The following is a 20,372-nucleotide window of genomic DNA, read 5'->3' as shown; positions in this document are numbered from 1 at the left end:
AGTTCCTCGCTTTGTCGGTCCGAAATAGAGAAGCCGACCTCCGGTCAGCTCTCCCTTCGATTATAGCATAGCAAGGTAGGTTTGTCAGTTTGGAAACGAAATGGTCGCCTTCAGAAATTGACACACCGGGTAAATGGGATACAATTTTGACGTGTCCCATTTACCTGCGCTGTGATATCACAGACAGTATCCTCGTTGATATCAGCTTGACTGTGGCATTGATTAGGAGTGGAGAATGCCTACGGTTCGCTGCCTAATGACAGATTGCGTCCACTGGGACGACGGTTATTGTTCCGCCAGACGTGTCGCTATTGATGACGAAGGCCTCTGCCGAACTTTCGAGTCGTTTGAAGAGGCTCTCGACGACAAGGAGATGGTCTGGGAATCGGATTCGGACGAACAGGATGACCAGCGAAATGTGGTAAGCCTGGACGAGGAATTCGCCGACGACTACAATGACGATTTCGACGATCATGGTGTCATTCGTGGGCGCCGTGATTGGGATGAGTGGTAAACCATAGCGTGCAGGCGCGATTTTTGTGTTAGATTCGGCTTGTCCGCTACCGTGAAAGCTGCCGGACTGTCCGGTTTAAAGGCAGGATTGAATGCCCTGGACAACTTGCCCGTTGTGTAACAAGTCGGTGTTAATCCACCGGCAACTGGATGTGGAGGGTACCCTCTTTTGTCCCCATTGTGATTGTCTCTTGCAAGTTGTGTCGCTGGAGCCGCCGGAGGTTGACTTTCCCTTCCGGCTGAGCATGGACGCTGAAGACCCCAAGCGCCGGCGTCGATCGCGACGCAATACTGCGGCATCGAAGAGTTGATCGCAAAACTCGATACCCGAGCAAACGGAAAGAGCGGAAGCCTGGTAGAGGCCTCGCTCTTTTTTAGTATGTTTTGGAGTGGCGTGCCGGATAGGGGTTCCGCGATACGGCATACAGCCCAAGGCAAGGGCCAAAACTGAGGTGTGCCAGGAACATGGACCAGCTTTTCATCACTTCCTGGAATCCAGGGCTAAGCCAGCTAAAGACCAGGAATGTGGCCACAAACCAGATGATAAGGCCGTACCAGACAGCGATAATCAACATCGATGGGTTGTCGATCCGTGCCTGGGCCGAGGCGTAGAGTGTACCAAGTAAACCACCCATGAGCAATTGGACAGCCACACCGACGACGGTGGTCACGCCATCGAATTCCTGCGAGGTTGGTGCCGTCGACAAGAACCCACCAATGGCGTTGACAGGCGTCCAGAAACCATGCCCTGTCAGCGCCGAAATGATCATGGCAACGATGGCCATCACGATTGCCGCCAGACCGCCGATCAAAAACCCCTCGCGGATTGCAAGGACTTCCAGCCGTCCTGTGAGCTGATGCTGCTCGACGGTCAAGATTTTCCACCTGCTTGCCAATTCTCAAGAGGCGCCGATTCGAAGCCTCCCGATCCGTCAGGGACGATCTGCTGGACTCGAAGTTCGGCATCGTTCAGTAGTTGGTCGCAGTACCTGGCCAGCTTGTGACCTTTCTCGAAGAGTGCCAGCGTTTCGTCCAACGGAAGGTCGCCGGCCTCCATGGCATGGACCGTCTGTTCCAGTTGTTCGTAGGCCTGTTCAAAAGTCAATTTTTCCATGTCTTTTCTATTCCTCGTTACCCACGTTGCTCTCGAAGGTTCCATCCTGCACGGTAATATCCAGGCGGTCACCTGTCCTGACTTGATCGACGCTGGTGATCAGTTCCAGATTGTCCTTCCTCTGTACGATAGCGAATCCTCTGGCAAGAACCGCATGCGGATTCAGGCCGGCAAGTTGCGATTCCCTGCCCTTTAGCTGACTTTGTCGAAGTGCCAGCTGATGACGAACGAGGTGAGCCATGGTGCCAGTCAATTCGTCGACCCTTTGCCGGCGGCTGGCAACATGGGCCTGTGGCGACGCGCGCAGAAGGCGTTGCTTCAGCTGGCCCAATTGGCTTCGATCTTCGCCCAACAGCTCACCTGCTGTATTGGCCAGAATCGCCTCGATGGCGCGCACCTGCTCCGATAATTCCTGCCGGTCTGGCACGGCAAGTACGGCAGCGCCGGTGGGAGTTGCTGCCCGGAAATCGGCGGAAAAGTCCGCCAGGGTGACGTCAGTTTCGTGGCCCACGCCCGACACGACTGGAATGGCGCTGTTGGCAATTGCCCGAACGACCTTTTCATCGTTAAAGGCCCAGAGCTCCTCGATGGAACCACCACCTCTGGCAACGATAATCACGTCGATCGGTGTCACAAGATGCCAGAAGTTCAACAGTTCGATGGCAGAAGCGATCTGGGCAGGTGCGTCAACGCCTTGCACGGTTGCCGGTGACAAGATGACCTCTGTCAGGGGGAAACGCACGGCCAGGGTGCGCAATATATCCTGCAGGGCTGCAGCCCGGGAAGAAGTGACAATGCCCACGCGTCCAGGCAGTGAGGGCAGCGGCTGCTTTCGGGCCTCATCGAAGAGGCCTTCCTGTTCGAGGCGATCTTTCAGCGCTTCGAGTTCCTGATAGAGCTGTCCCACCCCCATTGGCTCCAGGTGGTCCACGTAAAACTGGACACGCCCCTGGGCCTGGTAAAGCGAAACCCGACCACGGGTAGATACCATTTCACCGTCAAGTGGAAGTCGGACCAGACGCATGGCCGCGTTTTTCCACATGACACAGGGAATCACAGCCGCGTCATCCTTGAGCGTGAAGTAACAATGTCCCGACGGCGCCTGACGGAAGTTGCTTACTTCCCCTTCCAGCCGGACATGGCCAAGAACAGGATCGCTCTCCAGGCATTGTTTAATGTGGGTGACGAGTTCCGTGACTGTGAACATAGGTGTTGTCGGTACAGGCGAATGTCACCGGTTACCTAACCATTCGGGCCCGGTGAGGTCAAGGAACCGGACGCGCTGCCGGTGGGGATGAGCAGTGGCAAGGCCTGGGGTATGATTTCCAGGGTAACGGGACTCGTGCCAAAGGGTTCTGCGTCCAGGTGAATTGGTTGGGGGGTTTCGCAGGTAATCTCCACCCGTGCGGCTCGGGCATACCTGACACCAGGTTCGTCGATGTGCTGCCCCGATCTCAGGAGCCAGAGGACTTTCAGCATGCTGAAAGCATCGGTGGCCTGGAAAAAGGCGACGTCCAGCAGCCCATCTACCAGCGAAGCCTTGGGCGCCATGTCCAGGATGACTGCGTAGTGCTGGATATTGCTGGCAACGGTGAGAACCGCCTGGTTCTGCCAGGTTTCATTGTCCACCTTGACCGTATATAGCGGCGCGTTGTTTATCCGCCGGACCTGATAAAGGGCGCTAATGCCAAATAACAGCGGCCCAAGTCGTTTTTTCAAATCGGGATAGGCCATCACATGAGCAGTGATGGCAGCATCAAGGCCAATGCCGGCCCAGCAGGTAAATATCTGCCGACGATCGTTGCTGGTTGCCAACCCTACATCGATATCGATCACCTGGGCGTGAAGCAGTTGACTGGCCGTGTATCTCAGTGTTTTTGTACCGCCGGGCAACGGGACATTGAGGCCCAGATCGCGGGCAAGCACGTTGGCGGTGCCGGCCGGCAATATACCCAGGGCGGTGTTGAGATCTCCCTCTTCCCCTGCCTTCAGCAACCCGTTGGCGACCTCATTGATAGTACCGTCACCGCCGGCTGCGACGACCACATCGTAGCCATCGATGGCAGCCTGATAGGCGAAATCTCTGGCATCATGCTGGGTTTGGGTGTCAGCTACCTCGACCGTCCAGCCGCCCGCTTCCAGTTGGCCGATGGCGTCAGGCAACTGGCGGCGGGACCACTTTCTTCCAGCAACTGGATTGCGGATAAGTAATGCGTGCATAGGAGAGGGAAGATCGCGACCCCCACCGGGTCACACGGGATTCGTTCGAAAGCGCTCGGATAGTTGATTTGAGCGGTGTGCATTTTACCATAGGCGCCAACCTGGGGGCAAACACTCTTCATGGAGTGTTAGCGTTCTGCTAGACTTGCGCGGGAATTGCAAAAGTCTATTGACATGGATCGACTCAAGTGATAGAATCGAAGTACTATGCGCACAGTTTGCAATGGGGATAAGTAAAAAGAGCGGAGGAGAAAAAGGACAAAGGACCGGGAATGGATTATAGAGATTATTACAGGATTTTGGGCGTCAACAAAAAGGCTGATGAGAAGGAGATAAAAAGAGCTTACCGCAGGCTGGCGCGTCGATACCACCCGGATGTGAACCCGGGGAACCAGCAGGCTGAAGAACGCTTCAAGGAGGTCAACGAGGCCTATGAGGTGTTGAGCGATTCCGGCAAGCGCAGCAAGTACGACCGGTTGGGTGCCAATTGGCAGGCGTATCAACGCAGCGGACGGAATCCGTCGGGCTTCGATTGGAGCCAGTGGACAACCGGACAACCAGGATCGGGCGTCGGCTATGGCGATGTCGACCTGAATGACCTGTTTGGAGACGGTGGTTTTTCTGATTTTTTCCAGTCGATTTTTGGCGGGGCAGGCAGCAGTCCGTTCCCACCGGGCGCCCAGTATCAGACGCGTGCCCAGCGGGGCCGCGATGTGGAGCACCCGGTGGAAATTACCCTGGAGGAGGCGTTCAACGGTACCCAACGCCTGATCGCGGTGGATAACAGGCGCCTCGAGGTCAAGATTCCGCGCGGTGTGCGTTCAGGTTCGCGGGTTCGAGTGGCAGGTGAAGGCAACCGGGGTAGCGGCGGGGCCTCTGCGGGGGACCTTTATCTGGTCGTCCAGGTGCGGCCCCATACTGTTTTCAAACGAGAACACAGCATTCTGCACTGTGACGTCCCCGTGGACCTGTATACGGCGGTGTTAGGTGGTGAGGTCCAGGTGCCGACCCTGACGGGCCAGGCGACATTACAGATTCCGGCTGGCACGCAATCAGGCCGGGTATTTCGGTTGCGCGGCCAGGGAATGCCGGTTCTGCGAAACCCCGATCAACGGGGCAACCTGCTTGCCAGGGTTCGGGTGCAACTACCGAAAACCTTGTCCGATCGGGAAGAAAGACTCTTTCAGGAACTGGCGCAGCTAAGGAATGAGGATCAATCAACTTGCTAAATGCCATTGCGACGGCAGCAAGCGAAATGATTCCCCTGTTTTATCCCGATTCATGACCTGGACAAGCCAGAGGAATGCTGATTACGCAGACCTTCGGCGCAAGGGTCGCTGATCGGTGCCAGAAGTTGCAGCACAGTGACGAGCGTAAATAGATTTGGTTTCTCCGCCTATCGAAACCGGAGCAGGTCAGACTTTGTCCGGCGCGGACCGACAGGACCTGTATCCATTTTCCCCAGCCAGCAGGCGAGAGCCTGCTGGTCAATTCAGGAGGTTTCACCATGATCGATCAGGCAGCATTGCAGGAATTGGTGGGGTTTCAGGCCAAGCGCCGGGAAGCGCCCGTTGTCAGCCTTTACCTGGATGTGGATCCGCGCACGCGGACCACGGATGAATACAGGTTGGCACTTCGCCATCTTCTCAACTCAGTGAATGGACAGGCGACCCGGGAGGATGTGAATCGCCTGGAGCAGTTCGTCGAGCAGGAATATGATCGGCAGAGCCGTGGCCTGGCTTGTTTTAGCTGTGTCTCGGAAGAGCTTTGGCAGGCCTATCCGTTGATGGTGCCTGTGCAGGATACCGCCTTTGCTGGGTACCGCCCCTATCTGAAACCACTCAGCGACGCACTGGATACATTTGCCCGTTATGGTGTATTGCTGGTGGAACAGGAGGGGGCGCACATGTTTCTGTTCTTCATGGGTGAGTTGGAAGGGGTCAGCGGCATTACCGGCGAGGACATAAAACGCCACAAACAGGGCGGCTGGGCAGCTGCACGTTACCAACGACACGAGGATGCTGCTGCCTATCGCAACTGGAAGGAAGCTGCCGAAATGACCGCCGGCTTTGTAAGGAATGGTCAGGTGAAGCGACTTGTTCTGGCAGGCACCGAAAGCAACGTGGCCCAGTTTGCCGCGCTGCTGCCGAAGGCCGTCCAGCAGGTTGTGGTGGGTACCATCAGCGCCGACATGACGGAAAACGCTGCTGAGATCGGCGAAAAGTCGATGGGTTTGATCAGGGAAGTGGCTGAGGCCCGTAAGGACGAATTGGTAGATGAGTTGATTACAACGGCAGCAAAAGGAGGCCCGGCGGCCCTCGGTTTGACCAATACACTGTTGGCTGTTTATGCCGGACGCGCCCATCATTTGCTGCTGGATGACGAATTTACGGCGCCGGCCTATCGTTGCGACAACTGTGGTTACGTGGGCGCTGAAGATATGCCCAGCTGCCCGCTGTGTGGTAAAGACCTGCGGGTGTTGCCCGATGCCGCGGACAGTCTGGTCCGTTGGGCCATCGCCCAGGGCATCGACTTGACGGTTATCAATGACAATGAACGGTTGAAAGAGATTGGCTCGGTTGGAGCGCTGTTGCGCTACTGAGTTGCAATGAGGTGCAACGCACGTTCTCAGCAGGATCCAGGGGATCATCCGGTTGGGTTTCAAACCGAGTCGGCTCGGTTCTGTGGACCAAGTGCGTTGCACCTGATCAGGTGGGGACCTTGTGTTAGACTTGTGTTAGATCACGCGGTTTTCGTAATCGGGGGCACGCGGTCTCAGAAAAAACATGATAAAATGATAAAAACCGATCGCAGCAAGAAGGACGAGGTATTTTAGTATGATGCGTTTTGATAGATTTACAGAGCGGGCGCAGGATGTGGCCATGCGAGCCTATGAGATCCTGCAACGCTATCAACATAGCCAGGTCGACACGGAACATCTGTTCCTGGCAATGCTGGAGCAGCCGGATGGCTTGACGACCCAGATTCTTGAACAGCTCAACGCGCCGGCTCCCGTGATCCGCGGCAAACTGGATGAACATCTGCAGAATGCGCCCAAGACTGCCCCGGGCTCCCCCGCGGGTCAGGTATCCCAGGTGTTTATCACACCGCGCCTGAAGCGGGTTATCGATGTGGCAAACGAGGAGGCCAGTAAACTCAAGGATGACTATATCTCCACGGAACACCTGTTTCTGGGTGTTGCCAGTGAGCGCAATACGCCCGCTGCCAATTTTCTGCGGGATGCCGGCGTGACCAAAGAGCGCATCCAACACGCTATCGAGGAAATGCGGGGCGGTCAACGGGTAACCGATCCGGCAGCCGAGACTAAGTTCCGAACGTTGGAGAAATATAGCCGGGATCTTACCCAGCTTGCCCGGGAGGCTAAACTCGATCCGGTGATCGGGCGGGATGCCGAGATTCTCCGTGTCATTCAGGTGCTTAGCCGGCGCACCAAAAACAATCCAGTGCTGATCGGCGAGGCTGGCGTGGGCAAGACAGCCATCGTGGAAGGCCTGGCCCAGAAGGTGGCCGACGACGATGTTCCGGAAACCCTCATGGGCAAAACGGTGGTCAGTCTGGATCTCGGCGCCATGGTTGCCGGTACTCGATTCCGGGGCGAATTCGAGGAACGGCTAAAGACCACCCTGGAAGAGATTCAGCAATCGGAGGGAGAGATCATCCTGTTTATCGACGAGCTGCATACGGTCGTCGGTGCCGGTGCAGCGTCAGGCGCGATCGACGCCAGCAATATGCTCAAGCCTGCCCTCGCTCGCGGTGAGTTGCGTTGCGTCGGCGCGACGACGCTGGATGAATACCGGCGCTTCATCGAAAAGGATTCTGCGCTGGAACGCCGGTTCGCGCCAATTTTCGTGGAGGAACCTACCGTCGACGAGACGATTGAAATTCTTGTGGGCGTTCGGGACCGCTACGAGGCGCACCACAAGGTTACCTACACCGATCTGGCGTTGGTTGCGGCGGCGCGATTGTCGCAACGTTACGTTACCGGGCGAAAACTGCCTGACAAGGCCATCGATTTGATCGACGAAGCGGCTGCCAAGCTTCGGGTGGCACTATACACCATGCCCGATAGCCTGAAGGAACTGAAGGGCAAGGTTGCCAAACTTTCTTTTGAGGAGGAGGCAGCCTGGGCTGCCCGTGATTACGAACGAGCGGCCTCTTTCAAAGTAGACAGGATCAAGTTGGAGCAGGATTATGAGATGGCTCGCACGGCCTGGCATGGCGAGACAGGCCTGGACGAGGTTGTCGACGAAGATGATATCGCCGAGGTGGTAGCCTCGTGGACTGGTATTCCCGTCACCAGCTTGATGGAGGAGGAGGCTCAGAAGCTGCTTCGGATGGAGGAGGAGCTGGCGAACCGCATCGTTGGCCAGAAAGAGGCTATCGCTGTTCTGGCTGATGCCTTGCGACGTGCCCGTTCGGGTCTGAAGGATCCGAAGCGTCCCATTGGCTCCTTTGTCTTTCTGGGCACCAGTGGCGTTGGAAAGACGGAACTTGCCAAAGCGCTGGCGGAATTCCTGTTCGACGACGAGGACGCCCTGTTGCGTATCGATATGAGTGAATACCGGGAACGCCACACCGCAAGCCGTCTGATGGGCGCACCTCCTGGTTATGTGGGCTACGAGGAGGGGGGGCAGTTGAGCGAGGCCGTCAGGCGTCGACCTTTCCGGGTAATCCTGTTCGACGAGATCGAAAAAGCCCATCCAGAGGTGTGGAACACGTTGCTCCAGATCATGGAGGATGGACGTCTCACCGATGGGCAGGGCCATGTGGTCGATTTTCGCAATACAGTCATTATCATGACCAGCAACATCGGTACGGTCTATGCCAAACAGGGCGGCGCGCTCGGCTTCAGCAGCAGCGCTGATGATGGTCTGGACGCGGACGATCGCAAGCTTCACCAGCAGATCGAACGTGGTCTCAAGGAGACCTTCCGTCCGGAATTCCTGAACCGTATCGACGAGATCATCATCTTCCATACGTTGAGCCAGAGTGATGTACGGGAGATCGTCGACCTGCAGATGGTGGAGATCGGCCAGCGTCTGGAAGATCAGGGGTTGACCATTGAGTTGACCGATGAAGCTCGGGACTGGTTGGCCGAAAAGGGCTATGATTCCCAGTTCGGTGCCCGACCGCTGCGCAGGGCTCTGCAGCGTTACGTGGAGTCGCCCTTGAGCAAACAACTGCTTAAGGGTGAATTCCAGACCGGTGACACGGTCGAGGTGACGGTCGTGGACGATGAAGAGAACGAAGGGGAACAGCGCCTGGCGTTCGAAAAACGGCCCGCAGAGCCGATTGCTGTAGAGCTACCCGTTCGGGCGAATAACGAAAAATCCGGTTAGAAAAACTAAGAAGCTACCGACCGCGTCGACGTGCCTGCTGAGGTTTCCCGTCGCGGTCGTTGTCGTTCCCCATGCGCAGTGAGCATCCTGCAAGGGGCAGATGCGAATGTCAGCTGATTGTCAAGTCGCCGTCTCCCAACACATGCATGCGGCTTGATGCGATCTTGGGATGGACCTGTCGCTGGCCCGAGTTGTTTCGTTTTGGACGCCAGACAGAGCTCAGCGTCCGCTGCGCCACATCGTAGCTTCGATCCACGGCCAGTTGAAACGGTTCGCCCCCGAGCCAATTGAGTAGAAAGATGCTCAGGCTGGGTTCGGGCAGCCAGTTAACTCCCTCCGAACCGTTGACAGCCTGCGCACCCAGCGATAGCCAGTCCCTGGCCAGCGATTCCCCATAACAATTCATCTGGTATACTGCGCGCAGTTGAAAACCGGCGATTCCTGTTTTTTTGAGCTTACGCATTCCCTGGAAGAAGTCGGCCCCGACCTCGCGGTTTGCGTAGCCACAGGCGTACCCCGTCTGCCCATGGACCAGCATCAGGATGTCAACGATTGCATTTCCCACATCGAGCAGATTGATCCACAGATTGGTTTCGGTGGCCTGTTGGTGCTGCAGGACAATGATTCGGTCATAGTGGCGGCGCGCCTGCAGTCGGACGGCAAGCCTGGCATAGGCTTCGGTCGCGCTGTCCACCAGTTGGCTTGCCCAGGGAGGAAGGGAGACGCCCTCGACTCTTCCCCCGCTTTCAAGAAATACAATCAGTATCGCCTCCGGTTGGGAGTCTTCAAAGGCAGCCGTGTTGGAGTCTGGTCTCATCTCTTTGCTCATGATCGGATTATAGCATAGCCCGGGCATGGGCTGAAGTTGGTCACAATTGCTACGTTGAGGGAACCTGTGAGCTTCCTGGAAGTTCGGGAGAGGGGCCTGCGGGCTGACGTTTGCCACGTAACGAGGCGCAACATATAATTCAGGGTAGCAGATACAGCATTGGTAGGTTCGATAAGGAGAAAAAAATGACAAAGGTTCGCTGGGGAATCCTGAGTACAGCCAACATCGGCACCGAAAAGGTGATTCCCGCAATGATGCAGGCAGAAAATGTCGAGGTCCTGGGCATTGCTTCGCGGGATTTGGAAAAAGCCCAGGCAGCCGCGACCAGATTAGGGGTACCCAGGGCCTACGGTTCCTACGCGGCCATGCTGGCCGACCCCGACATCGACGCGGTCTACAACCCATTACCCAACCATCTGCACGTGCCATGGTCAATCAAGGCGCTGGAAGCGGGCAAACATGTGTTGTGCGAAAAGCCCATCGCGCTGACGGCCGACGAGGGCCAGCTGTTGGTTGACGCGGCCAAAGCTCATTCAGATCAAAAGGTCATGGAGGCGTTTATGTATCGCCACCATCCCCAGTGGCTGGCGGCCAAGGCGCTGGTGGCGGATGGAAGCCTGGGTGAACTGCGCACGATCCAGACCTTCTTCTCCTACTTCAACGATGATCCGGATAACGTACGCAACATGGCTGATATCGGAGGGGGTGGCTTGATGGACATCGGCTGCTACGCTATTTCCCTTGCTCGATTCATCTTCGGCAAAGAGCCAGAGCGGGTCTGCGGAGTCGTCGAGTACGATCCTGAGTTCGAAACCGATCGTCTGGCATCAGCCCTGATGGATTTCGGAGATGGAACCGCCACGTTCACCACCTCGACTCAGTTGGTGCCCTACCAGCGGGTCAATATCTTCGGGACTGAAGGCCGGGTAGAAATCGAGATACCCTTCAATGCCCCGCGGGACAAACCGTGCCGGATTTGGGTGCAGAGGGGTGATGATGTCGAGGAGGTCCTCTTCGATGTTGTGAACCAATACACGATTCAGGGTGACCTCATGTCTCAGGCCATCCTGGATGACACCGATGTACCCACCGCCATCGAGGATGCTGTCGCCAACATGAGGGTGATCGAAGCGATCGTTGAGAGTGACAGGAGCGGTACCTGGGTGGCGCCCGCTTCGCTGGTCGGCAATCGGTAATCGGATGTGATTCGACGCGGTTCTGGGTCGGATCACCGATTACCGGTCACGGAATACCAGGTCAGGAACGAGGCTGAAATGCGGATTCTGCTATTTGCAGATATTCATGGCAACGCACAGGCTCTGGAGGCGGTGGTTGGGGACAGCGCGCGCCACGGCCCATACGACCTGACGATCTGTGCGGGGGATCTGGCCTGGGCCGGACCGCGCCCCCGGCTGGTACTGCAGCATGTTCGAGACCTGTGCCGGGAGGATCCCACCGGCACAGCGGGAGGCGCCATCTGCTTAATGGGGAACTGCGATCGCTTTCTTCTGGATGACTTCGAACAGGTTTTGCCTCCCGGGAAGAGAGCCAAACGTTTTTGGCACCAGCGCAAGTGGATGTTGGATCATCTTACCTCAGCCGACCTCGGTTTTCTGCGGCGGTTACCTTTCCAGCATCGGGTTGGCCCGGCGCCTGGGCAGGATTTGCTCGTCGTGCACGCCAATCCCCACAACCTGGATGATCCGGTTTCGGTCGATATGACCGACGAGGAATTAGCCAGTGTGATCGGCGACGAGGAATTTCGGGTGCTGGCCTTCGGGCACATCCACGTGCCGGCGGTATGGCAATGGCGCGGCCGGTTATTGGTCAACATCGCCAGTGTAGGACTGCCGCGCGACGGTGACACCCGGGCCGCCTACAGCGTTTTGACTTGGTCAAACGGCCGCTGGCACGTGGCCCAATACCGCGTAAACTATGAAGTCGGGATGGTGGCCGAGGACATGCGCAAGAGCGGTCTGCCGCGAGGTGAACATTTCGCCAAACGGCTGCTGGCCGCGCGCTATTAGCGACCGACCCACTCTACAATGGTTGATTCACCCTGGCCAACGCCCACACACAGGGTTACCAGGCCGTAGCGAATAGCGGCTCCTTCAGCGTTGCGCCGTTTCATCTCGTGCAGCAGCGTGGTCATGATACGTGCGCCGGAGCAGCCCAGCGGATGGCCCAGGGCCACTGCCCCGCCGTTGACATTGGTAATCGCCGGGTCCATGCTCAGTTCGCGCATGCAGGCCAGCGACTGCACCGCAAAGGCCTCATTGATCTCGATCAACCCGATGTCAGCCATGTTCAGGCCCGCTCGTTCGAGAACCTTTCTGGTAGCCGGCACCGGCCCCAGCCCCATGGTACGGGGATCGACCCCCGCCGCGGCCGATGCCACGATACGAGCCAACGGCTGAAGGCCCTGGACCTCAGCCGAATGGGCCGACATCAGAAGCAGGGCCGCCGCGCCATCGTTGATCCCACTGGCGTTGCCCGCGGTTACCGTGCCGCCCTGGCGGAAAGCAGGCCGCAGGCGGGCAAGCTTGTCCATGCTGGAATCCAGCAGCAGGTCGCCCTCTTCGTTGCGCTTGTAGCGGGGATGTTCATCGGTATCGACCATGATCGGGGGTTTCTTACGTCGAGGCACCTCGACCGGTACGATTTCTTCCCGGAATCGACCGGTTCGAATCGCTTCCACGGCGCGCCGGTGGCTCTCCAGGGCGAAGGCATCCTGCTCCTCGCGGCTGATAGACCCGCCGGCACCGGTTTTACCGGAGTCCTGGGAAGTATCCTGCCTGGGTTGGCAGCTCAAATCGTAGATGTTTTCGGCAGTTTCGCCCAACGGTTCCAGGGGAAAGAGGGCTTCCATACGGGGATTGGGAAAACGCCATCCCAGGGTCGTGTCCCACATGGTCTGGTGGCCCCAGGGATAGGCACGCTCGGCCTTCGCCACCGCGAAGGGCGCCCTGCTCATCGACTCGACACCTCCGGCGATAAAGGCCTCTCCCTCGCCCACCTTGATGGCACGAGCGGCCTGATTGACGGCGGTCAGTCCGCTGGCACAGAGACGGTTGAAGGTCACACCGGCAACATGTTGGGGAAAACCGGCCAGGAGAAGGGCCATACGCGCAATGTCGCGGTTATCCTCCCCACCCTGGTTGGCGCATCCCAGGTAAACCTCTTCCACCAGACCGGGGTCAATGCCGGTACGCTCGACCAATGCCGCGACGACAATGGCGGCAAGATCGTCGGGGCGAACGGAGGCCAGCGCGCCGCCATGGCGGCCTACCGGCGTACGAACTGCATCAATAATCACTGCATCGTGCATGTGAAACCTCGCTGTTTCAGGTCAGACGTGGCGATTTGCCAGCCTATCTATTCTACCATAGAATCGGATCAAAGCTGACAGCAGGATTTCTACTGTCGAACGAAACAGTTGAGACCGACTGAGGACAGGATATGGCATTAGTACTTTCGGCCGAGGAACAGGCTCTTCTGGATGGCGAGGCGGGACCAGGTGTGCAACGAGCCATGGAGATCGTTGCAACGTTGGGGCGCATCTACGATGCCCCCGACCTGGTGCCGGTCACACATGCCCAAATCGCCGGGGTAAGCTACAAGAATCTGGGGGATGCCGGCGTGGAATTTCTCAATGAGTGGGCCGACCAGGGCGCGACCGTTCGGGTGGCGACCACCCTGAACCCCGCGGGCATGGAGTATGATCGCTGGCAGGAGATGGGGATCGACCCCAAGTTTGCACTGCCCCAGCTCAGCGCAATCGACGCCTTCACGAAGATGGGCATCATACCCACACTGAGCTGTACCCCTTATCTGTTTCCCGAGTATACACCGGCCCGTGGCGATCATCTGGCCTGGGCGGAGAGCTCAGCGGTCATCTTTGCCAACTCGGTGATTGGAGCACGCACCAACCGGGAGGGCGGCCCTTCCGCGCTGGCAGCTGCCATTGTCGGACGTACGCCCCGCTATGGCTATCACCTTGACGAGCGGCGCCGGGCGGATGTTGTCGTCGAGCTGAGGGTTCCGGTAAAGAGTATCGCCGATTTCGGCGCGCTCAGCTATGTTGTGGGCAATCAGGTGGGCAACAGCTGTCTCTGGTTCGCTGATCTTGCCGAGTGGCTCCCTGCCTTGCCCGGGAATCTCACCGATGGCGGAGAAGCAGGGGATCGATTGAAGACCCTGGGTGCGGGTCTGGCGGCCTATGGTGCTGTGGCTTTGTATCACATCGCCGGCTACACGCCGGAAGCCCTCGATCCGGGCGACTCGCTGGTGCGGCCAAACGCCCGCCGGCTGGTGGTCAACAGCCTTGAGTCAGGATTTCGGATCATGGATGCCGACCCTGATCTGCGCCAGATCGACCTGGTGACACTTGGATGTCCTCACGCCAGTTTGAGTGAGATCGAGCACATTGCCGGGATGGTAGATGGGCAGGCCCTGTCAACCCGGCTGTGGGTTACGACAGCCAGGATCACCAGGGACCGGGCGCGGGAGGCGGGCTGGGTCAACACCATCGAGGCTGCCGGCGGACAGGTGATCGCCGATACCTGCGGCGTGGTGGCCCCCCTTCGCAGTTTGGGTATCAAACGCATGGCAACCAACGCTGGCAAGATGGCCTGTTACGCCCCTGCCCACAGCGGGGTGCAGATGCGTTTTGGCAGCATGGTTCAGTGCCTGGAAGCAGCACTGACTGGCGAATGGCCCGAGGCGCCGGAGACGGGAGACGGGTTCCAGGGGCAGTCGTAATAAAACAAGTCACAGCCCATCTTCTCCAAACCAAAACAGTTGTTGCCAAAAAGCACACATCGTGCTATATTCCGTTCATGAGATACTTTTCCTGGAACAATGAAAAGAATCGATTGTTGAAGGCTGAACGCAATATTTCTTTTGAGGAAGTCGTATTTCATATTGGAAAAAGGCGCGTTTTGGATATCGTCGAGCATCCCAACCAGGAAAAGTACAAAGACCAGAAAATCTTTGTCATCAATATCGATGATTACGCCTGTCTTGTTCCCTTTGTTGAAGGTGAGCGGGTAATTTTCTTGATAACCACCGTACCCAGCCGGAGAGCAACGAGGAAGTATTTAAAGGGCAGACTAAAGATGAGTGAAATAAAGCTGGACGCGGAAGAAAAAGAATTGCTGGCATCCTATGAAGCGGATGAGTGGCAATCAGTCGGCAATGTAGTAGAAGAGGTTAAAGCCTATAGTGAATATGCCACGGCCACCTTTAGGAAAGATAGACGGGTGAACATCAGGATTTCAAGCAAAGACTTGGAGGCGCTGCAGAAGCGCGCCTTGGAGGAAGGGCTGCCGTATCAAACATTGATTGCCAGTGTTTTACACAAGTTTATTAGCGGGCGGTTGGTAGACCGTAGGTGAACTCAAGCGGTTTCTGATCTGGTGGGTTTTCCGGAGGCACAGATCATGGGCGATCACGACGACGTGGCCAGGATCGATCAAAAAAAACAACGCTGGCAGAAGACGACACTGGCTGCGGTTCTTGAGCGATTCCCAGAGCGCCAGCCTGCGTTTCAGACCAGTTCCTCGGTGCCGGTGGAACGGCTCTACACGCCGGCCGATCTGGGCGGATTTGATTACCTGGAGGACCTGGGGTTTCCCGGGGAATATCCCTTCACGCGCGGCATCCATGCCTCCATGTACCGGGGACGGTTGTGGACCCAGCGCATGTTCGCGGGTTTTGGAACCGCCGGGGAGACCAATCAGCGGTTTCGTTACCTGCTGGACCAGGGCCAAACCGGCTTGAGTGTTGCCTTTGACATGCCGACCCTTTACGGTTATGACAGCGACGCACCGCAGGCATTGGGCGAGTTTGGCCGCTGTGGCGTGGCTGTCAGTTCATTGGCTGATATGGAGATCCTCTTCGACCAGATTCCTGTGGAGGAGCTCACTACGTCGATGACCATCAACTCGCCGGCGGCCATCATCTGGGCCATGTATATCGCTGCGGCCGAGAAACAGGGCTATGAGCGCCGCAGCCTGCGGGGCACGATTCAGAATGATATTCTGAAGGAATACATCGCGCAGAAGGAGTATATCTTCCCGGTTCAGCCGTCCATGCGATTGGTGGTGGACACCATCGAATTCGGTACGGAGCAGTTGCCTCTATGGAACACGGTGAGCATCAGCGGATATCACATCCGGGAGGCAGGCAGCACTGCCGTTCAGGAATTGGCGTTTACTCTGGCTGATGGCTTTGCCTATGTGGAGGCGGCTCTTGAACGGGGCCTGGATGTGGACGACTTCGCTCCGCGGCTCAGCTTCTTCTTCAACGCGCATAACGACTTTTTTGAGGAGATCGCCAAATACAGGGCTGCGCGACGGATCTGGGCGAGGGCCATGCGGGTGCAATATGGCGCCAAGGATCCCCGGAGTTGGCGTCTGCGCTTTCATACCCAGACAGCCGGTGTGAGCCTGACCGCCCAGCAACCGGAAAACAACATCGTACGGGTGGCGATCCAGGCGCTGGCCGCAGTGCTGGGCGGCACCCAGTCGTTACACACCAATTCGAAGGACGAAGCGCTGGCGTTGCCGTCGGAGCAGGCTGCGACGATTGCGCTGCGTACCCAGCAGATCATTGCCCACGAAAGTGGTGTGGCGAATACAATCGATCCCTTGGCTGGCTCCTACTTCGTCGAATCGATGACCGATCGTTTGGAGCGGGAGGCCGGCGACTACTTCGAGCGAATCGACCGGTTTGGGGGGGTCATTCCGGCCATCGAGACCGGGTTCTTCCAGCGGGAAATTGCCCAGGCGGCCTATGTCGCGCAGCGCGAGATCGAAGAGAACGCCCGTACCATCGTGGGGGTAAACCGGTTCCAGACGGACGAACCTTTTACCATCCCGCTTCTGGAGATGGATCCCGATGGCTATGATCGACAGCTGGCTCGTCTTGGGCGGGTCAGGGCTGAACGGGACAACCACCAGGTGGAGCAGGTTCTGGGCCGGTTGGCCGACGCTGCCCGGGACGAAGTCAACCTGATGCCGCCGATCCTGGAGTGTGTCGAGGCCTATGCTACTCTGGGCGAGGTCTGCGACGTTCTGCGCGTCGCTTTTGGCGAATACCACGAACCGGTGTACTTTTAGGGCAAACAGCGGGCGGATGGCAGAGTATCGGAGTATCGGACTGCCAGAGTGCCAGAGGTCTGCGTAATCAGCGTTCCTCTTGGCTTGTCCAGGTTGGGATAATGGAGGAATTTTTCGATGGCTGAAAGTAAAATCCGTGTGCTTGTGGCCAAGCCTGGCCTGGACGGCCACGACCGGGGCGCCAAAGTGGTTGCCCGGGCGCTTCGCGATGCCGGATTCGAGGTCATCTATACCGGAATCCGGCAAACACCGGAGATGATCGCAGAGGCCGCACTTCAGGAAGATGTGAATGTGGTGGGCCTGAGCATTCTGTCGGGTGCCCACATGGCCCTCTGTCCTCGCGTCATCGAACTGCTGCACGATCATGACATGGATGATGTGCTCGTTCTTGTGGGGGGTATCATCCCCGATGACGATATCGAAGCACTGCGGCAGGCGGGGGTGGACGGCGTGTTTGGCCCGGGTACCAGCACCCAGGACATTGTTGCCTTCATTCAGGAAAGCTGTGGCGTGGCCGCGGCGGGTTAAGAGGTGAAATGGCCTCGCCGCGTCAGTAGAATCAGTGCTGCCAGGCTCAGAGCAGTCAGCAGAATCAGAGCCCCCGTGGTTCCCCAGCCGGAATAGTCAGCCTGCATCGGCTGGCTTTCGAAATCGCTGACCTCGACCGCTGTCGGTTCGTCGATCCACACCCGTTCGCTGGCCGTGGCCCATGGACTGGTCAAGCCGTCTACCACGGTGCGCATGCGGATCGCCCCCTCCAAGGTATTTTCTTCCGGAACCCGCCAGGTCAATATGCCGTCGACCGGGGCAGTTTCGACCAAAGTGGCGTCCTGCCAGACAGCCGATTGTACGTTCTCGATGCTCAGATCGTCAATCCAGGCGGTATCCTGGCCGCTGCTCAGGGTGCTATCCTTGCTATAGCGCCACCAGAGCCGGTGCGATCCGGGGGAGAGGGTCGTGCTGAAACGCTTCCATACGGCGTTGTCGCTGGTTTCCAGCAACAGCGTATCGTCAACGAAAAATGCCAGCTTATCCCATCCCTGCTCGGAACTCACCCTGTAGCGGAACTTGAGTTCGCCCGGCCTGGTCAGGCTCACGTCAAGAGTCAGGTTGCTGCTCTGGTTGTGGCCGATGGCGCCCGGCCGGATCGAGTTGTTTTCGGCCAGCCATTCCTCGTTGCCAAAGGTGTCGTAATCGACGGGGAGCCCGCCATTGAACGTGTCAAGCCGGTCGTCGGAAGCATTGCCCTCCAGCGTGTACTGGACCTCATAAGACGCCGGCAGGCTGTGATTGGGTTCTTCCGCGATGGGAACCAGGTTGTGCGGGGCGATCAGGTCCCCGTTGGTTGCCAATGCAATTGTTGGTGCCGGCAATGCCAGGAGACCACGGGACATCAGTACCTCTTCGATGACAAGCTGGTGGGCGCCGTCAAAGAGATTGACGCCGGCATCCAGCAGCGCCCGCCCGGCATCTGCCAACGATGCCTGGCAGGGCAGGTAATAGTTACTTTCCAGCGCCAGGGTGTCCGCCGCCTGTGACCCCAGATGGCTGCGCAGATCCCAGAGAATCCGGCTCCACAGTTCCCCGTCGGTGTGGGTGTCTCCCGACAGTCCTTCAGGGTATTGGCGGTTTCGATCGACTCGCCTGAGGCAGTAAGGTGGGCCCGAAGCATAGCTGGTACTGTCCCATTCGGCGATACAGGCAGGGTCCTCGCTCTGGCTGGCGAAGCGGCTGGCAGCCAGGTAATCGCCAAAACCCTCGCCGATGATCTCCATGTCGCCGCCCCCCCAGCAAGCCAGCTGATCATGCTGAAGGGCATGGGCGTATTCATGGACGATGAGGTCGGCATCCTCGGCGTCCTGTACGCCGCCATCGCCAAAGTGCAGTGCATCGTCGCTGACGCTGTAGAAGGATTGGTCCAGATCGAACCAGTGGGCACTGGCGTTGGTCACACGATCACGAATGCCATTGGGCGGATCGTGTTCGTCGCTGTACCCCAGGCTTTCGATATAGCGCTGCGTGGAGTCGATGTGATAGTAAACCATCACTTCCTCGAAGCGGGGATCATCGGGATTGTAGATGAACTCGCCGTCGACCGAGAAGGCCTGGGCCGGGATATACCCCTCTGGTTGGGTGACATCGACATGCTCGCCGCGTAGCCAGCCGCTGTCGTCCAGGCCCTGCAACGGGAGCGTTTGCAGATCGGGCTCACCCGCCTCCGACTGTTGGGCAGGGCTGGACTGGAAAACGCGACCGCGAGCAAACACGAGTCGGTTGTAGCGTTTTATGACGTCACCCGAGAGGGCATCCACCAGCACTTCCCAATCCCCCTGGGGATCGGCTGCAATGACCATCACTCGCCATATCTGGCGGCCGTGATCGTGTCCCCGGGGCAAAATCTCCTTCACCGGCGCCGGGCTGTCGTTGCGAGGCGCGTTGAAGCCGATAGCGTCCCGGGCGATCTGAACCGCTTCTACGGCTGATACTGAGGCCTGGTCGTCGGGCACCTGAATCTCTGCGAGATAGCCATTGTGCAGGACCTGAACCTGATCATCTTTATCGAGGTGCACGGACACATAGGCGCCATATACGGGAAGATCGTTGTATGTCTGCTGGAAGAGAACGTGGCTGCTATCGAGGCCGTGTTTCACTGACACCAGGGCCAGGTCGGGAAGCCCCACCGGGAGGCCAAAGAGGGATCGATGGCGCTTCAAGAAGGTGGTTGCAGTTTCGGCAGCATCGGCCTCGAATAAGTTGGGGGTAATGCAGTTCCGCAAGGTTTTCGGCGTGCCGGTGAGCGAGTGCCAAAGGATTTCTGCGCAGTTCAGGGTGGGTTCCGTGGCCGGCGCTGCCAACGTGGAAGCTGGAAGAAGCATAACAAGCGCGAGCAATGATATTGCCACGGAAACCGCGGCAATACCACGCAGGAATTTCTGCGGTTCTTTGCGCTTGCTACTCACGTCTTGCGTCTCCTTGACGGGCCATCCCATCAATCCGATTCTATCATTTTTCCGGCGGATTGTCTAGTGCGCTGCGCAGCAATTGACCGCGGACCGCAGCATCCCCAGGTTCCTTGCAGTAAGAATGATCCCGAACAACGAGGATCACGGAGTACTCAAAACGGGCTGAAATGTGGTAAGGTAGGTGCCTGCAGAGAGATAATGCCAAATGAGACAGTTGGTTTATCCCGATTCCAAAGCGGAATTGCTGTCACC

The 20,372-nt window shown here is 57.8% G+C and carries 17 protein-coding genes; 10 read left to right on the top strand and 7 right to left on the bottom strand.

Features of this window, described 5'->3' with window-relative positions:
* Positions 1 to 235 precede the first annotated feature (235 nt).
* On the top strand, positions 236 to 514 hold the full coding sequence (locus tag U9R25_17295) for a DUF1540 domain-containing protein (protein ID MEA3337655.1): 279 nt from the start codon (positions 236 to 238) through the stop codon (positions 512 to 514).
* Between the two features lie 373 nt (positions 515 to 887).
* Here the strand turns inward: U9R25_17295 and U9R25_17290 are convergent, their stop codons facing one another.
* Genes U9R25_17290 through U9R25_17275 form a run of 4 tightly spaced genes read right to left on the bottom strand, consistent with a single transcriptional unit; the run spans position 888 to position 3,847 of the window.
* A complete protein-coding gene (locus U9R25_17290; GenBank protein ID MEA3337654.1) occupies positions 888 to 1,388 on the bottom strand; it encodes a hypothetical protein in 501 nt (166 codons plus the stop codon).
* Positions 1,385 to 1,627 carry an exodeoxyribonuclease VII small subunit gene (xseB, locus tag U9R25_17285; GenBank protein MEA3337653.1) on the bottom strand — a complete coding sequence of 81 codons (243 nt, stop codon included), beginning with the start codon at positions 1,625 to 1,627 and terminating at the stop codon, positions 1,385 to 1,387. The genes U9R25_17290 and xseB overlap by 4 nt, the downstream gene beginning before the upstream one ends.
* Positions 1,628 to 1,634: 7 nt before the next feature.
* Positions 1,635 to 2,834: an exodeoxyribonuclease VII large subunit gene (xseA, locus tag U9R25_17280; GenBank protein MEA3337652.1), complete on the bottom strand. Its 1,200-nt coding sequence runs from the start codon at positions 2,832 to 2,834 to the stop codon at positions 1,635 to 1,637.
* A 35-nt stretch (positions 2,835 to 2,869) separates the two neighbouring features.
* Complete coding sequence (locus U9R25_17275) at positions 2,870 to 3,847, bottom strand: diacylglycerol kinase family protein (protein ID MEA3337651.1); 978 nt, start codon at positions 3,845 to 3,847, stop codon at positions 2,870 to 2,872.
* A gap of 272 nt (positions 3,848 to 4,119) precedes the next feature.
* Between U9R25_17275 and U9R25_17270 the strand changes: the two genes are divergently transcribed.
* The 3 genes from U9R25_17270 to U9R25_17260 all read left to right on the top strand — a co-directional run bounded on the left by U9R25_17270 (position 4,120) and on the right by U9R25_17260 (position 9,207).
* On the top strand, positions 4,120 to 5,076 hold the full coding sequence (locus tag U9R25_17270; GenBank protein MEA3337650.1) for a DnaJ C-terminal domain-containing protein: 957 nt from the start codon (positions 4,120 to 4,122) through the stop codon (positions 5,074 to 5,076).
* Positions 5,077 to 5,354: 278 nt separating this feature from the next.
* Positions 5,355 to 6,449, top strand: a complete 1,095-nt coding sequence (locus U9R25_17265; GenBank protein ID MEA3337649.1) for a Vms1/Ankzf1 family peptidyl-tRNA hydrolase — start codon at positions 5,355 to 5,357, stop codon at positions 6,447 to 6,449.
* Positions 6,450 to 6,684: 235 nt separating this feature from the next.
* Positions 6,685 to 9,207, top strand: a complete 2,523-nt coding sequence (locus U9R25_17260) for an AAA family ATPase (protein ID MEA3337648.1) — start codon at positions 6,685 to 6,687, stop codon at positions 9,205 to 9,207.
* Positions 9,208 to 9,316: 109 nt separating this feature from the next.
* Here the strand turns inward: U9R25_17260 and U9R25_17255 are convergent, their stop codons facing one another.
* Complete coding sequence (locus U9R25_17255) at positions 9,317 to 10,024, bottom strand: hypothetical protein (GenBank protein ID MEA3337647.1); 708 nt, start codon at positions 10,022 to 10,024, stop codon at positions 9,317 to 9,319.
* A gap of 197 nt (positions 10,025 to 10,221) precedes the next feature.
* On the opposite strand from U9R25_17255, the gene U9R25_17250 reads away from it, so the two are divergent.
* Together U9R25_17250 and U9R25_17245 are read left to right on the top strand one after the other, a co-directional pair.
* The gene (locus U9R25_17250; GenBank protein MEA3337646.1) at positions 10,222 to 11,232 is read left to right on the top strand and encodes a Gfo/Idh/MocA family oxidoreductase; all 1,011 of its coding nucleotides are present in this window, start codon (positions 10,222 to 10,224) and stop codon (positions 11,230 to 11,232) included.
* Between the two features lie 78 nt (positions 11,233 to 11,310).
* Complete coding sequence (locus U9R25_17245) at positions 11,311 to 12,063, top strand: metallophosphoesterase family protein (GenBank protein ID MEA3337645.1); 753 nt, start codon at positions 11,311 to 11,313, stop codon at positions 12,061 to 12,063.
* On the opposite strand, the gene U9R25_17240 is transcribed toward U9R25_17245, so the two are convergent.
* The gene (locus U9R25_17240) at positions 12,060 to 13,364 is read right to left on the bottom strand and encodes a thiolase family protein (protein ID MEA3337644.1); all 1,305 of its coding nucleotides are present in this window, start codon (positions 13,362 to 13,364) and stop codon (positions 12,060 to 12,062) included. The genes U9R25_17245 and U9R25_17240 overlap by 4 nt on opposite strands.
* A 131-nt stretch (positions 13,365 to 13,495) precedes the next feature.
* Here U9R25_17240 and U9R25_17235 point away from each other — a divergent pair, with 131 nt between their 5' ends.
* The 4 genes from U9R25_17235 to U9R25_17220 all read left to right on the top strand — a co-directional run bounded on the left by U9R25_17235 (position 13,496) and on the right by U9R25_17220 (position 17,685).
* Positions 13,496 to 14,797: an aconitase X catalytic domain-containing protein gene (locus U9R25_17235; protein ID MEA3337643.1), complete on the top strand. Its 1,302-nt coding sequence runs from the start codon at positions 13,496 to 13,498 to the stop codon at positions 14,795 to 14,797.
* Positions 14,798 to 14,910: 113 nt separating this feature from the next.
* Positions 14,911 to 15,432 (top strand): hypothetical protein, encoded by a 522-nt coding sequence (locus U9R25_17230; protein MEA3337642.1) that lies wholly within the window; start codon positions 14,911 to 14,913, stop codon positions 15,430 to 15,432.
* A gap of 45 nt (positions 15,433 to 15,477) precedes the next feature.
* Positions 15,478 to 17,157 carry a methylmalonyl-CoA mutase family protein gene (locus U9R25_17225; protein ID MEA3337641.1) on the top strand — a complete coding sequence of 560 codons (1,680 nt, stop codon included), beginning with the start codon at positions 15,478 to 15,480 and terminating at the stop codon, positions 17,155 to 17,157.
* A 117-nt stretch (positions 17,158 to 17,274) separates the two neighbouring features.
* On the top strand, positions 17,275 to 17,685 hold the full coding sequence (locus U9R25_17220) for a cobalamin B12-binding domain-containing protein (GenBank protein ID MEA3337640.1): 411 nt from the start codon (positions 17,275 to 17,277) through the stop codon (positions 17,683 to 17,685).
* Here U9R25_17220 and U9R25_17215 read toward each other — a convergent pair.
* On the bottom strand, positions 17,682 to 20,117 hold the full coding sequence (locus tag U9R25_17215) for a M36 family metallopeptidase (GenBank protein MEA3337639.1): 2,436 nt from the start codon (positions 20,115 to 20,117) through the stop codon (positions 17,682 to 17,684). The two genes, U9R25_17220 and U9R25_17215, sit on opposite strands and share 4 nt — an antisense overlap.
* Positions 20,118 to 20,372: the final 255 nt, after the last annotated feature.

The organism is Chloroflexota bacterium (genome assembly GCA_034717495.1).
In the GTDB taxonomy this organism is placed as follows: Bacteria; Chloroflexota; Anaerolineae; order JAAEKA01; family JAAEKA01; genus JAYELL01.
This window is presented reverse-complemented; position numbering and strand designations above follow the sequence as displayed.